The sequence below is a fragment of the Bacillus sp. CD3-5 genome, assembly GCF_006349665.1.
GTDB lineage: Bacteria > Bacillota > Bacilli > Bacillales > Bacillaceae_G > Bacillus_A > Bacillus_A paranthracis.
This window is the reverse complement of the sequence record NZ_VEPX01000008.1, coordinates 39,599-54,479: the sequence shown is the minus strand read 5'-3', so window position 1 is coordinate 54,479 and position 14,881 is coordinate 39,599. Positions and strand designations below refer to the sequence as shown.

The following is a 14,881-nucleotide window of genomic DNA, read 5'->3' as shown; positions in this document are numbered from 1 at the left end:
GTGAAACGAGTATACAGCATATGTCTTTCAACTATGGTCTCGTTTATTTTATTATTTCCTAACAGTGGCTTTGCAAAGACAACAGTAGAAACAAAAATGCCTTCATCTGTTTTAAATATTTCTAAAGACAATACGTTTCCAAATGATGCGCAAGATTTACCGCGTTTACAGCCGAGTAAGTTTGCTCAAGAATTATTAAAAACAGCAAATATTAAAATTGAAAATCCGGACTTAATTCGAATGTTTAATGAAACAACAATTTCGAATGCGCCGCTTGCGGTAGGGTACCGAGCAAAGATTTATTTAGGGCAATGGGCTTTACATTATGAATCGATTGATACATCGGTTAATTGGGAATATAAACAAGTAAATCGCAATGTGTACGATAATCGCGGAGGAGATCGCCTATATCCACTACGCTATAAGCAAGAAACACAAAAGACGGTTGAAGGTGATTTAACAGCAGATATGAAAGATGCTGCAGATGTGAAAAAAATGATGCTTCTCAAAGCACTTGAAAAAGTACAATTGCCACTTTCATTTAAAACGACTATTGGTTATGGTACAGGGCATGAGCGTGTGTATAATATTAGTCCGAGTCAACTTGGATATTTATATGCTTATACACCAGCAGTAAATGAAAAAGGGAAAGTAACATTTGGAGAAGTATATCTCGTATTAAAAGGAAATCAAAAAAGGCTTGTTGTAAAAAATATTACTTCTCAAGGAATTGGAGCCGCTATCCCAATTCATGATCATTTATATTTTAAATTCATTTCTTCTTCTCATTCGCAATAAGATAAAAAACGTCAGCTTATAAGCTGACGTTTTTTTATAATGTAATATTTGCTGTTTTTGATAAGAAATCTTCGGTTGGATAGTAGCTGTTTTTTACAAGAACATTCGGTCCAAGACATTTTACTGCTGGACAGTGACAGCTTAATGATTTTGCTGTTTTTGAAGCGCTCCATTTTTCATACGCTTCTTGTAACGTATTTGTTTGAATGTTACCTAGAAGTGGAACATCACCAAAGTCCGTTACAATAATATTTCCATCAAAAATATTTACATTTAAACGAGAACGGCCATCGGGATCGTTACGAACAGTTACATTTTTGCTCTTTTGTAATTTTTTAAATGTGGCAATGTCTCGCTCATCATCGCTACAAGCATAGAAAGGTAAAGTTCCAAATAACATCCATACATTTTTATCGCGAATTTCTAGTAAATGCTCAATTGCATCACGAATTTCAGCTTTTGTTAAAATCTCTAGATTACTCGCGAAGTCACTTGGATACATTGGGTGAACCTCATGACGTTTACATCCCATTTCATCAACGATTTGACGATGAATATGCTCAATGTGTGGTAGAGTTCGTTTATTCAACATCGTTTCGGCTGATACGAGTACACCTGCATCTGATAGAGCTTTACTATTTGTGATCATACGTTCAAATAATTTTGCACGCTGTTCATACGTAGGTTTACGCTCCATCATTGCAAATCCGCCTTCAACGAAGTCGTCAATTGTTCCCCAGTTATGAGATATATGCAATACGTCTAAATAGGGAATAATTTGTTCGTAACGTGCTAAATCTATAGTTAAGTTTGAGTTGATTTGAGTGCGAACACCTCGTTCGTGGGCGTATTTTAAGAGTGGTGTTACATAGTTGTCGACGGATTTTTTTGAAAGCATAGGTTCTCCGCCAGTAATACTTAAAGAACGTAAATGAGGAATCTCATCTAATCGTTTTAATAAAAGATCCATCGGAAGCGGATTCGGGTCTTTCGGCTGTAACGTGTAACCAACAGCGCAATGCTCACAGCGCATATTGCATAACGTCGTTGTTGTAAACTCAACATTTGTTAATAGTAGTTTGCCGTACTCTTCAAGGTCCATATACGCTTCCCATGGATCGTAAGAAGGAGTAATCGGCTTCATTTTTTGTGATATCGTCATATGAAATACTCCTTTGACTATTGAAATAACAATTTGTCCATCCTCTATAATAGAAGAATATGTGCTTTTTATAAAGCGAAACTTTTTAGAGGAAAAAGAGAGAGGGCTTACATTATAGTGAATAACCGTGACAAAATTGATGAAATTACATACCCATTGTAATCATTTTTGCGGTATAATAAAAGCAACTCGAATTAAAAGGAGAGTGCCTTCATGGGAAAAGCAATTCAAGATAAAGATACACAATTAGTATATTTAAAAGAACGTTTAAATATGTTCATTGAAGTAATTGATACAATTGAACCTGAAGAAGTAGAATTAGAAGATGTAGATCGTCTTCTTGCAATGCTAGATGAATTAGAATTAAAATGTGAGCAATTTAAAAAAGACGAATAATATATTAAAAAGGCTGCCAATTCCAATTTGGTAGCCTTTTTCTGTGCGGATAATAGAAGGACGATAGAAAAAGAGGTATAATCAAGTTGTGAAAAATTTCATGTATGCTTGAATAGCGTGAAAGAAATAAAAAGCTGCAGAGCATAATAGTGGAATTTTCAGCTCATAACGTTTTGGTAGCGTTCACAATTGAGGGGGAAGTAACAATGGAAAAGCTTCAAGAAAGCATGTATCAACTAATTGTTGAAACGTCAACGAACTTACCGAAAGATGTTCGTCGTGCGATTCAACAAGCGAAAGAGCGAGAAAATGCAGGGACTCGTTCTGCGATGGCACTTGGCACAATTACAAATAATATTAAAATGGCTGATGATAACATCTCACCAATTTGCCAAGATACAGGGATGCCAACGTTTAAAATTTATACACCAGTTGGTGTGAATCAATTAAAGTTGAAGGAAGCTATCTATAATGCGCTTGAGCGGGCGACAAAAGATGGTAAACTTCGTCCAAATTCTGTTGATTCTCTTTTTGGAGACAATAGTGGAAATAATTTAGGACCAGGTACACCGGTTATTAAGTTTGAACAATGGGAAAAAGATTATATTGATGCACGTTTAATCCTAAAGGGGGGTGGCTGTGAGAATAAAAATATTCAGTATAGCTTACCGTGTGAACTAGAAGGACTTGGACGAGCTGGCCGTGATTTAGAAGGGATTCGTAAATGCCTTCTTCATGCGGTATATCAAGCACAAGGTCAAGGATGTAGTGCAGGTGTAATTGGTGTTGGTATCGGGGGAGACCGCACATCAGGTTACGAATTAGCAAAAAATCAATTATTCCGTACATTAGATGATGTCAATCCAATCCCAGAATTACAACAACTTGAAGAATATGTATTAGAAAATGCGAATAAGCTTGGCATTGGTACGATGGGATTTGGCGGAGAAACAACTTTACTTGGCTGTAAAATTGGCGTGTATAACCGTCTGCCAGCTAGTTTCTACGTATCTGTGGCGTATAATTGCTGGGCATACCGTCGCCTTGGTGTAACAATCCATCCTGAAACAGGTGAAATTATGGATTGGTTATATCAAGAAGGTGAAGATACACTGGAGCAAGAAGTACAAGAAAAAACGGAGCAGCGTGAAATTGTATTACAAGCGCCAATTACAGAAGAGCAAATTCGTGAACTTCGCGTTGGTGATGTTGTAACAATTAATGGCATGATGTATACAGGTCGTGACGCAATTCATAAGCATTTAATGGATAACGATTGTCCAGTAGATTTAAATGGACAAATTATTTACCACTGTGGTCCAGTTGTTGTGAAAGATGACAATGACAATTGGCAAATTAAAGCGGCAGGTCCAACGACAAGTATTCGGGAAGAACCGTACCAAGGTGATATTATGAAGAAATTCGGTATTAGAGCTGTCATTGGAAAAGGCGGCATGGGTGCGAAAACATTAGCAGCTTTAGAAGAACACGGCGGTGTATATTTAAACGCAATTGGTGGTGCAGCGCAATATTATGCTGAATGTATTAAAGAAGTGAAAGATGTTGATTTCTTACAATTTGGTATTCCAGAGGCAATGTGGCATTTACGTATCGATGGATTTAAAGCAGTTGTAACAATGGATTCTCACGGTAATAGCTTACATGCAGATGTTGATAAAACATCACTTGAAAAATTAGCTAGCTTTAAAGAGCCAGTATTTAAGTAAACAAAAATGCATCTCGAACGATTCGAGATGCATTTTTTTGGTATATATAGAAAAACATGTTCAGCATGAAAGAATGCGTAGCAACAGAAACTACGAGTACGATTATATATGGAAAGGAGACTATTTATGAAACATAAATGGTTATATATCGGTCTCATTTTTTCAATTATGATGGCACTTGTTCCAGTTTCGGCATTAGCTTATACAAATACTCCACATAACTGGGGAATCCCGCGTCCTAAAAATGAAACAGTACCAGATGCAGGAAAGTTATATACAGATTTACTACAAAAAAATGGCGGGTTTTATTTAGGGGATACGAAGAAAAAAGATATTTATTTAACATTTGATAATGGTTATGAGAATGGATACACAGGGAAAATCTTAGACGTATTAAAAGAGAAAAAAGTACCAGCAACTTTCTTTGTAACGGGGCATTACATTAAAACACAAAAAGATTTATTGTTAAGAATGAAGAATGAAGGACACATTATTGGAAACCATTCTTGGAGTCATCCTGATTTCACAGCGGTAAATGATGAGAAACTTCGTGAAGAATTAACGAGTGTAACGGAAGAAATTAAAAAAGTAACTGGGCAAAAAGAAGTGAAATATGTACGTCCCCCGCGCGGCGTATTTAGTGAAAGAACGTTAGCTCTTACGAAAGAAATGGGCTACTATAATGTATTTTGGTCACTTGCATTTTTGGATTGGAAAGTAGATCAGCAAAGAGGATGGCAATATGCGCATAATAATGTTATGACGATGATTCATCCAGGATCTATTTTATTACTTCATGCAATATCAAAAGATAATGCAGAAGCACTTGCAAAAATCATTGATGATTTGCGCGAGAAAGGGTATCATTTTAAAAGTCTAGATGACTTAGTAAAAAGCAATCAACCGTAAGCATGTATGCTTGCGGTTTTCTCATGCTATAATGATGTGTAAAAAGGATGGGGAAACGTATGTGGAGCGAACATGTTACGTTAGAGTATCCGTATCATTTTGAAGAAGTATTAAAACGTTTATCTTTTGATCCTCTTAACGTCATTCAATTAGATGAGAAAGTTATTTATGTCCCGATTTGTATAGACGAGGAACAGATTGTTGTTCGCCTGCAAGGGATTGGTACTGTTCAAAATCCACAGTTTTGGATTTCTAGTCAGACAGGAGATCCAGAGAAAGTTATGAAACGAATGAGGGCCATTTTTCATTGGAATGAACCGTTTCAAGATATACAAAATCATTTTTTAAACACATCATTACGTCCACTATTTGAAACATATGCTTATACTCCAATTATTTTAGAATTTGATTATTTTGCTTGTCTTCTTCGCTGTATCATTCATCAACAAATAAATTTGAAATTTGCTACTGTGTTAACAGAACAGTTTGTGAAACGATATGGAACAGAGAAGAACGGTGTATTCTTTTTCCCAACGCCAGAAGTAGTAGCAAATATTTCAATAGAGGAATTGAGAGAGCAGAAGTTTAGTCAGCGAAAGGCTGAATATATAGTAGGATTAGGGCGAAGTATTGTCAGCGGTACATTAAATTTAGCGAGTATAGAAACCAAGGCGGAAGAAGAGGTTACAGCACAATTGTTACCAATTAGGGGGATTGGTGCATGGACAGTGCAAAACTTTTTAATGTTTGGGCTTGGACGGAAAAATATGTTTCCGAAAGCAGACATTGGAATTCAGCGTGCAGTACAAGGTGTATTTCAATTAGATGAGAAACCTGATGATGCATTTTTAGAAAACGTGAAACAAGAGTGTGAACCATACTGCAGTTATGCAGCGTTATATTTATGGAAAAGTATAGAGTAGAGGTGTAATAATGATACAAAAGCAACATGAGAGTAAGTTGGAAGTTGGTCAAACGTTTCCTGTGACAATTAAACGTCTTGGGATTAACGGAGAAGGCGTTGGTTATTTTAAGAGACAAGTTGTTTTCATTCCCGGGGCATTACCAGGAGAAGAAGTTGTTGCTGAAACGACGAAAATTCAGCGTGGCTTCGCTGAAGCGAAAGTGAAAAAAGTTCGTAAAGCTTCACCACATCGTGTGAAAGCACCATGTCCGGTATACGAAGAGTGCGGCGGTTGCCAATTGCAACATTTAGATTATAAAGAACAATTAAATCAAAAGCGTGATATCGTTGTACAAGCATTTGAGAAGTATATGAAAAACAGTATGGAAGAGAAAATTCGTCCGACGCTTGGCATGGAAAATCCATGGCATTATCGTAATAAGAGTCAATTACAAGTGGGGCGTAAAGACGAAAAGGTTATTACAGGGCTGTATAAACAAAACTCACATCAGTTAATTGATATTGCTCATTGTATGATTCAACATAAAGCAACGAATGAAGCGACAAAAGTTGTAAGACGTATTTTAGAAAAATTAAATGTTTCTATTTACAATGAGAAAAAACAAAAAGGTTTAGTACGTACAATTGTGACACGTACTGCAGTTCAAACAGGGGAAGTACAAGTTACACTGATTACAACAAAAGAAGAGTTGCCAAATAAAGAACAATTTATTGCAGAAGTACAAAAACAGATGCCAGCTGTTAAATCGATTATGCAAAATGTAAACTGGCGTAAAACATCTGTTATTTTCGGTGATAAAACATTTAAATTAGCTGGAAAAGAAGTAATTCAAGAAACACTTGGTGATTTATCATTTGAACTATCAGCACGTGCATTCTTCCAGTTGAATCCAGAACAAACGGTTGTTTTATACAATGAAGCGAAAAAAGCGGCTGCTTTAACAGGAAATGAGAAAATTGTAGATGCGTATTGTGGTGTTGGTACAATCGGACTTTGGCTTGCAAATGATGCGGCGGAAGTACGTGGTATGGATGTAATTCCAGAAGCGATTGCAGATGCAAGAAAAAATGCGAAGCGTCACGGATTTACAAATACGAAATATGAAGCAGGTAAAGCTGAACAATGGTTACCGAAATGGGTAAAAGAAGGATGGCGTCCAGATGTAATTGTTGTCGATCCACCTCGTACAGGTTGCGATGATAAATTATTGGAAACAATTTTAAAGGTGAAGCCGAAACAAGTTGTTTATGTATCTTGTAATCCTTCTTCATTAGCTCGTGATGTACAAGCATTAATGAAGAGTTATGAAGTGGAGTATGTGCAACCAGTTGATATGTTCCCGCATACAGCTCATGTAGAAAATGTAGTGAAGCTTGTTAGAAAGTAGAGTTTATTCATATTCCCTCACGATATGAGGGAATATTTTCTATGAAGGAGAGTAAAATGAATAATTATAAATTAACGATTCAGTACGATGGTGCACGTTTTAAAGGATGGCAACGTCTCGGTAATAACGATAATACGATTCAAGGAAAAATCGAAAGTGTTATATCTGAAATGGTCGGAAAAGAAATTGAAATTATCGGTTGCAGTAGAACTGACGCTGGTGTGCATGCTTTGAATCAAGTTGCTAACTTTCAAAGTGATGAAAAGTTAGTGGAACATAAAGTGAAAAAATATTTGAATCAATATTTACCAAATGATATTAGCATTACGAACGTGGAAGAAGTACAAGACCGCTTCCATGCTCGTTACAATTCTAAAGCAAAAACATATCTTTATAAGATTTGGAATGAAGAGCATACAAATCCATTTATGCGTAAATACAGCATGCATGTGAATAAAAAATTAAATGTGAAAAGCATGAAAGAAGCTGCGAAACATTTAGTTGGTTCACATGACTTTACTGCTTTTTCAAATGCGAAATCAAAGAAAAAGTCTATGGTTCGAGAAGTATATACACTTGAAGTGATGGAAGAAGCAGGATTTGTACAAATTAGAGTAAGTGGTAACGGATTCCTTCATAACATGGTACGAAAAATTGTTGGAGCATTAATTGAAGTTGGATTAGGACAATTAGATGCAGAAGCAATTCCACACATTTTAGAGTCGAAACAACGCAATCAAATTAATTGCCTTGCTGAGGCAAGTGGTTTGTATTTGGAGAATGTTGAGTTTTAATAGTCAGTAAAAAAATCGAGCTGTGTAGGCTCGATTTTTTTATGTTTTGGCGTTAAGAAGATTTCTCTTTCTTCATACGTATCTTCAAATTCCAAAAAACAGCAAGCATAATAGCTGCAAAAGAGCCGCTAATTGTTGCTAATAGTTTTGCATAAGGATAGGCGTTTATATCAACTAGTAACATCATACATACAATGGTAGGGAAGAAGGCTAAGTATTGTAATAACTTTAATTTGTTATCATTACTCATATATATCGTTCCTTTCTAGTATGTTATATTTTTATTATAGCATATTTTACCAAATGTTTATTTGTACTTTAAAGCAGATTTCTGCTATATGAATAAGCAATAAAAGTCGAATAGGTGAGAGTTAGTAATCGACTCATTCAAGTTTCATTTCATATGTGTAAATGCAGTTTTTTAATTCGATATTGTAAGTTTTGCCTACTTAATCCTAAAAACTTTGCAGCTTGTGAAATATTACCGTGATACTCTTTCAGAATTTGAGTGATGTAGTTCTTTTCCATTGCTTCTATTGTGTGTTTTAACGTTTTAGGTCTATCAGTATCGTTATTAGTTAGGAAAGGTTGCGTATTGGATTCTTTTTTTATTTGTTCACGAAAGCGAGTAGGAAGATGAAACGCCGTAATAATATTTTCATCTTCAACCAAGTTCATTGAACCTTCAATGATATGTTCCAATTCTCGGACGTTTCCAGGCCAATCATATGCATACAAGAATTCTCTTACATGTATATCTACATCCGTTACAGCGAGTCCAAATTGAATGTTGTACTTTTCGATAAAGTGCTGAACAAGAGCGGAAATATCTTCTTTTCGTTCACGTAAAGGCGGGAGGCATAAAGTAACGACGCTTAATCGGTAATATAAGTCTTCCCGTAATCGATTATGTGTAATAGCTTCAAGGGGGTCTTCATTAATAGTTGCTATAATACGAACATCAATTTCTTTTTCTTGTGTGCCCCCGATTCTTCGTATTGTTTTTTCTTGTATAGCTCGCAGTAACTTCGCTTGAAGTGCTGGACTTAATGAGTTGATCTCATCTAATAACAAAGTTCCTCCGTTTGCTTCTTCAAATAAACCAGCTTTATCGATTGCTCCTGTAAATGCCCCCCGGTTCGTACCAAATAATAAACTTTCCATTAACGTATCAGGTATAGCGGCACAGTTTTGTGAAATAAATGGTTTGCCTGAACGCTGACTTTCATTATGGATACTTTGTGCAAATAGTTCTTTTCCAGTTCCTGTTTCTCCTACGAGAAGTATGGAGGAGGATGTACGAATTACCCTTTTTCCTTCCGCAATGGTTGATTGAATGGCTTCAGAATCACCAATTATGTGATCAAAGGTAAATTTAGTGTTTTGTTTTCGGGAAGAGTCCATTTTTATTGTTTGCTTTAAGTGATTCATCTCTTTTGAAATTTCAATAGCGCCTTTAATTTTTCCATTTTCTATTATAGGGAAAGTATCGTTAATCGTCGTAATTTCTTGCCCTTTATTGTTAAAGTACGTTTGTTTTATATTTTTGTTTGTTTTTCCTAATTTTAATGCTTCTATAAGAGTACTATTTTTATTTTCTTCAAATGCGAATACTTCTAAAGGACTTTTATATAGCACATCTGAGCGCTCCATTGATTCAATTTCCATCATTTTACGGTTATAGATAATCGTTTTACCTTCCTCATTAATAATATGAATCCCGATATCGAGTTCATTGAGCAAAGTTTCATATAGCATATTCATTTCAATGATCTGTTTCAAATTAATTTCTTCTGTACGCATAGATTATCTTCTCCTCATTTCACCCTATGAAGACTGACTTTTTATAATTTTATTAAAATTCTTATAAAATCGCAAAATTTTTTTGCGATTTTCCTTTTAAAACTTCTTACACGGTAGAAAAAATTTGCGGTTATGAAGATTTTTTTGTGAGGAACCCTCATTTTAAATAGGAATTTAAGATTGGTACGCATTTTGCATAAAGAATAGTTGAAATTTTTAAAGGAGGGATATGCAACGTTTCAGTACCAATTAATAAGAAGGAGGAGTGTATAAAGTGAAGACGGTTATAGAAGGCGTGTATAGTCCTTGTTACGGGAAAGTTGAGAAGTTATTTGTTACGGAAAGTTCTTACGTATACGAATGGGAGAAATTAGCGTTAATTGAAACAATAGATAAACAGAAAGTAGAAATTAAGGTAGGAATCAGTGGATATATCGAGTCATTAGAAGTAGTAGAAGGACAAGCTATCGCTGATAAAAAGTTATTAATAACAGTGAGGGATGATCTTTTAATAACAGGTAGTGATTAATACTATGTATTTTGCTCTTTTCAATAATTATTTTTCGTATAAAAAATTTTAAAAACGCTTACATGAAATGGGTTTCCAAAGGGAAAAGGGGGGATTTTTATGATGGATCAAAACCAAGGATTAAAAAGGGAATTGAAAAGCAGACACATATTTATGATTGCACTTGGAGGAGTTATTGGTACCGGACTTTTTTTAGGATCGGGGTATACAATTCATGAAGCTGGGCCTGGAGGAGCGATTGTAGCTTATCTTGTTGGAGGATTTGTTATGTATTTAACGATGCTCTGTCTCGGAGAATTAGCTGTTGCGATGCCTGACGCAGGATCTTATCAAACGTATGCGACGAAGCATATTTCCCCTGCAGCGGGTTATGTAGTCGGATGGATGTCGTGGCTAAACTGGTCGGCTACAATAGGTATTGAATTAATTGCAGTTAGTATTTTAATGAAACGATGGTTTCCTGATGTACCGTCTTGGATTTGGTGCGTAGTGTTTGCGGCATTACTTTTTGCTATTAACGCGTTATCTTCAAGAAGTTTTGCAGAAGTTGAATTTTGGTTTGCAAGTATTAAAGTCATTACAATCATTGCATTTATTATTTTGGGCGGGGCAGCAATGTTTGGTTTTCTAGATATGAAAGGAAATGAACCAGCACCAATGTTTTCTAGCTTTACTGATTATGGTGGGTTGTTTCCAAATGGATTATCCGCTATTTTAATTACGATGATTGCTGTTAATTTTTCCTTCCAAGGAACAGAGCTAGTTGGTATTGCAGCTGGAGAGAGTGAAAATCCAGAGAAAACGATCCCGAAGGCAATTAATAATACAGTTTGGCGTATACTTGTGTTCTTTGTATTATCTATTTTCATTCTTGCAGGATTATTCCCATGGCAACAAGCAGGAGTGATAGAAAGTCCATTCGTAGTTGTATTTGATAAAATTGGTATTCCTTATGCAGCCGATATTATCAATTTCGTTATTATTACAGCGGTTCTATCCGTTGCGAATTCAGGATTATATGCAACTTCTCGTATGCTATGGTCTATGTCTAATCAAGGAATGATTAGTCCGATTTTCGGTAAGTTATCTAAAAATGGTGTTCCTATTTATGCATTGATTGTAAGTACAATTGTAGGTTGCCTTTCATTACTATCAGGTATTTATGCGGAAGATACAGTTTATTTATGGCTACTTTCTATTGCTGGGTTCGGAGCGATATTAGTTTGGGCATCTATTGCTCTATCTAACTTATTAGCTAGAAGGTCATATGTTAAGCAGGGCGGGGATGTGAAGGACTTGAAATTTAAAACACCGCTGTATCCGTTCGTACCACTGCTTGCGTTAGTATTAAATGTAACGGTAATTGTTGGTATGGCCTTTATTCCAGAACAAAGAATGGCATTGTATTGTGGTATTCCCTTTATGATTGTTTGTTTACTGTTTTACCGTGCGACAAGAAATAAGGGGAGTAACTTGGAGCATATTGAAAAGACAAATACAACAGAAGTAGAAAGTTTATAATATTGAGTAATTCGGAGACTGTAAAATTGTAAACAGTCTCTTTTTTTGTGAAAATAAAGCTGGAAACATACTACGTATGCAAAGGGGAATTAGCGATGAATGAAGAAGTTGCACAGCTATTAGAACAGATTGATCTACGAAAAAATGAGTTACTAGAGCTTACAAAAACATTAATTCGTTTTGAAACACCAGCACCGCCGGCGAGAAATACAAATGAGGCGCAAGAATTTGTTGCACGGTTTTTAAGAAAACGAAATTTTAGTGTTGATAAATGGGATGTATATCCGAATGACCCGAACGTTGTTGGGGTGAAAAAAGGGACAGAAAGTGACACACATAAAAGTCTTATTATTAATGGACATATGGATGTAGCTGAAGTATCAGCAGATGAGGCGTGGGAAACGAATCCGTTTGAGCCATTTATAAAAGATGGTTGGTTAGTTGGACGTGGTGCAGCAGATATGAAAGGGGGACTGGCTGGGGCACTATTTGCTATTCAGCTTTTACAAGAAGCTGGCATTGAATTACCTGGAGATTTAATCTTTCAATCCGTAATTGGGGAAGAAGTTGGAGAGGCGGGAACACTTCAATGCTGTAAAAGGGGATATGAAGCTGATTTTGCAGTCGTAGTGGATACGAGTGATTTACATATGCAAGGACAGGGGGGCGTAATTACTGGATGGATTACTGTGAAAAGCCCCCAAACGTTTCATGATGCAACACGTAGGCAAATGATCCATGCAGGGGGTCGTTTATTCGGAGCGAGCGCGATTGAAAAAATGATGAAAATTGTGCAAAGTTTACAAGAATTAGAGCGTCATTGGGCAGTCATGAAAACATATGAAGGCTATCCATCTGGAACAACAACAATTAATCCAGCTGTTATTGAAGGCGGAAGACATGCAGCATTTATTGCGGATGAGTGCCGGTTATGGATAACAGTACACTTTTATCCGAATGAAACACATGAACAAATAATAAAAGAAATTGAAGAGTATATTGGGAAAGTGGCAGCTGCTGATCCATGGCTAAGTGAAAATCCACCACAATTTAAGTGGGGCGGAGAATCAATGATTGTGGATCGTGGCGAAATTTTTCCTTCTTTAGAAATAGATAGTGAACATGCAGCTGTAAAAACGCTTAGCTCAGTACACGAATCAATTCTTTCTAAAAATGCAATTTTAGATATGTCTGCAACGGTAACGGATGGTGGTTGGTTTAGTGAATTTCATATTCCGGCCGTTATTTACGGACCAGGTACATTAGAGGAAGCTCATTCAATAAATGAGAAAGTAGAAATAGAACAGTTAATTGAATTTACAAAAGTAATAACAGCATTTATATACGAATGGTGTCATACGAAAAAAATAGATTAGTATGTTGAAATCGTACAGGTATGTATACTTGTACGATTTTTTAGTGAACTATTTCAGAGTTGGATAGAAACAACTGAAATAGTTCTTTATTTTTCTATGTCTTTCGTTTTAGCTCAATTAATTTCTCTTTCGCTAATTCAACAGCAATTGCATCATCTAAATAACCAATTGGAAAGAGATAGTCGGGAATAATATCTGTCGATAAAATGAAATACAGTAATGCGCCGCCAAGAACTGCACGCTCTTCTTTTGAAATCGTTTCATTGCAAAATTGTTGATACATATCCGTTAATTGTTCAATGAAAGGACCAGCGCTATCAATTTGTTCTAACTTGCTTGCAAAACTTTCATGAATACGTTTTTCACCCTCTGTTGTTTGCGCATATCGTTCATAGTTTTCAAGTTCTTGTTTTACGCGGGTTGTTGTGTAGTCGAAATCGAATAAGTTAGAGGATTGCAGCGTTTGCTGAATTGTATCAAGAGATGTGTACATATCCGTCTTTTCTTTATTAATGTGAGGAGAATCCGGATACATTTCATCAAATAACAATTGGGGTGGAACTTGCAGACATTCTGCGAATTTTTGTAGGTGTTTTTGTTTTGGCGGTTGTTTACCATTCATAATTCTTGAGATTGTTGCGGGATCAATATTTGTAAGCATTCCGAGTTGACGCATAGATAAGGCACGTTCTTTTAAAAGTTTTTTTATTAATCTACTAAGCCGCTCATTTGGATTTTCTTTAGGCATAGCGAAGGCACTCCTTTTTATTGTTGAAAAAATGTTGAGTATTTATTACATGTATATGAAACAGACAGGCACAGTTGCTCAACATTTTCATAAGATGCATTGAAAAGTGAGAAAAAGGGGTGGCTATTTATGAGTACGGCAGGTCTATTTTCAATTTTTTTAATTGGGATTGCTTCTAATTTAGATAATGCAGGTGTTGGGATTGCATATGGCATTCGTAAAATTAGAATTTCGTGGTTCAACAATTTTATCATCGCATTTTTTGGTTTTTTATTTACTTTATTAGCTGGATTTTTTGGGAACTGGATTGCGTTATTTATTTCAGAGTTTACAGCAAACTTGATTGGAGCAATCGTTTTAGGGATAATCGGTGTGTTTATTTTGTGCCAGCCTTTCTTGGGGCAAAGAAATACCGTAGGCTCTAAAGATGGTAATGTACTAATGGGAATTTTACGTGATCCAGAAAAAGCAGATTTTGATGGTTCAAAAACAATTAGTTTTTCAGAAGCAATTGTTTTAGGGGTTGCGTTGTCTATTAATAATATTGCAGGTGGATTTGATGCTGGAGTAACAAACTTGAACCTTTGGCTTACAGCAACTATTTCTGGGGTGTTTAGTTTTATTTGCATAAGTGGCTTTGCGTATGTAGGAAAACGATATTTAGCAGAATACTTAGGGAAATGGGCTACGGTTATTGCGGGTGTGTTATTAATTCTTATCGGGATAGATCAGTTGTTGTAAGGAGAGTAGAAAACAAGGTTCGAGTATTTCCTTGGAAATACAGCAAGGGATTGCATATATCGAC

General features: G+C 35.9%; 15 protein-coding genes. 11 read left to right on the top strand and 4 right to left on the bottom strand.

All coding sequences use genetic code 11. The features are described from left to right. A complete protein-coding gene (locus FH036_RS16425) occupies positions 1–798 on the top strand; it encodes a YfkD famly protein (protein WP_001992424.1) in 798 nt (265 codons plus the stop codon). Positions 799–832: 34 nt separating this feature from the next. Here the strand turns inward: FH036_RS16425 and yfkAB are convergent, their stop codons facing one another. Beyond that, positions 833–1,960 (bottom strand): radical SAM/CxCxxxxC motif protein YfkAB, encoded by a 1,128-nt coding sequence (gene yfkAB / locus FH036_RS16420; RefSeq protein WP_139895998.1) that lies wholly within the window; start codon positions 1,958–1,960, stop codon positions 833–835. Positions 1,961–2,173: 213 nt separating this feature from the next. Here yfkAB and FH036_RS16415 point away from each other — a divergent pair, with 213 nt between their 5' ends. From FH036_RS16415 to truA, 6 genes are all read left to right on the top strand, one after another. Continuing rightward, positions 2,174–2,356 carry an SE1561 family protein gene (locus FH036_RS16415; RefSeq protein WP_000513558.1) on the top strand — a complete coding sequence of 61 codons (183 nt, stop codon included), beginning with the start codon at positions 2,174–2,176 and terminating at the stop codon, positions 2,354–2,356. A gap of 206 nt (positions 2,357–2,562) precedes the next feature. After that, positions 2,563–4,083: a class I fumarate hydratase gene (gene fumA, locus FH036_RS16410; RefSeq protein WP_000413516.1), complete on the top strand. Its 1,521-nt coding sequence runs from the start codon at positions 2,563–2,565 to the stop codon at positions 4,081–4,083. Between the two features lie 126 nt (positions 4,084–4,209). Next, entirely contained in the window at positions 4,210–4,992 is a 783-nt protein-coding gene (gene pdaA, locus FH036_RS16405; protein WP_000681212.1) for a delta-lactam-biosynthetic de-N-acetylase, read from the top strand. A 59-nt stretch (positions 4,993–5,051) separates the two neighbouring features. Next, positions 5,052–5,915, top strand: a complete 864-nt coding sequence (locus FH036_RS16400) for a DNA-3-methyladenine glycosylase family protein (RefSeq protein WP_138322515.1) — start codon at positions 5,052–5,054, stop codon at positions 5,913–5,915. A gap of 10 nt (positions 5,916–5,925) precedes the next feature. Further along, on the top strand, positions 5,926–7,305 hold the full coding sequence (gene rlmD / locus FH036_RS16395) for a 23S rRNA (uracil(1939)-C(5))-methyltransferase RlmD (RefSeq protein ID WP_000615206.1): 1,380 nt from the start codon (positions 5,926–5,928) through the stop codon (positions 7,303–7,305). Positions 7,306–7,361: 56 nt separating this feature from the next. Next, complete coding sequence (truA, locus tag FH036_RS16390; protein WP_001067308.1) at positions 7,362–8,099, top strand: tRNA pseudouridine(38-40) synthase TruA; 738 nt, start codon at positions 7,362–7,364, stop codon at positions 8,097–8,099. Between the two features lie 52 nt (positions 8,100–8,151). Here the strand turns inward: truA and FH036_RS16385 are convergent, their stop codons facing one another. Together FH036_RS16385 and FH036_RS16380 are read right to left on the bottom strand one after the other, a co-directional pair. After that, a complete protein-coding gene (locus FH036_RS16385; RefSeq protein ID WP_044790800.1) occupies positions 8,152–8,349 on the bottom strand; it encodes a hypothetical protein in 198 nt (65 codons plus the stop codon). A 149-nt stretch (positions 8,350–8,498) separates the two neighbouring features. Then, on the bottom strand, positions 8,499–9,902 hold the full coding sequence (locus FH036_RS16380; RefSeq protein WP_070805157.1) for a sigma-54 interaction domain-containing protein: 1,404 nt from the start codon (positions 9,900–9,902) through the stop codon (positions 8,499–8,501). 274 nt (positions 9,903–10,176) lie between these two features. On the opposite strand from FH036_RS16380, the gene FH036_RS16375 reads away from it, so the two are divergent. The 3 genes from FH036_RS16375 to FH036_RS16365 all read left to right on the top strand — a co-directional run bounded on the left by FH036_RS16375 (position 10,177) and on the right by FH036_RS16365 (position 13,328). Then, complete coding sequence (locus FH036_RS16375) at positions 10,177–10,431, top strand: biotin/lipoyl attachment domain-containing protein (RefSeq protein ID WP_000859492.1); 255 nt, start codon at positions 10,177–10,179, stop codon at positions 10,429–10,431. Positions 10,432–10,530: 99 nt separating this feature from the next. Next, complete coding sequence (locus FH036_RS16370) at positions 10,531–11,952, top strand: amino acid permease (RefSeq protein WP_139895997.1); 1,422 nt, start codon at positions 10,531–10,533, stop codon at positions 11,950–11,952. Positions 11,953–12,047: 95 nt separating this feature from the next. Further along, positions 12,048–13,328, top strand: a complete 1,281-nt coding sequence (locus tag FH036_RS16365; protein ID WP_139895996.1) for an acetylornithine deacetylase — start codon at positions 12,048–12,050, stop codon at positions 13,326–13,328. Positions 13,329–13,422: 94 nt separating this feature from the next. Here the strand turns inward: FH036_RS16365 and FH036_RS16360 are convergent, their stop codons facing one another. After that, on the bottom strand, positions 13,423–14,076 hold the full coding sequence (locus FH036_RS16360; RefSeq protein ID WP_001123720.1) for a helix-turn-helix domain-containing protein: 654 nt from the start codon (positions 14,074–14,076) through the stop codon (positions 13,423–13,425). Positions 14,077–14,205: 129 nt separating this feature from the next. Between FH036_RS16360 and FH036_RS16355 the strand changes: the two genes are divergently transcribed. Next, positions 14,206–14,817 (top strand): manganese efflux pump, encoded by a 612-nt coding sequence (locus tag FH036_RS16355; protein ID WP_139895995.1) that lies wholly within the window; start codon positions 14,206–14,208, stop codon positions 14,815–14,817. Positions 14,818–14,881 lie beyond the last annotated feature (64 nt).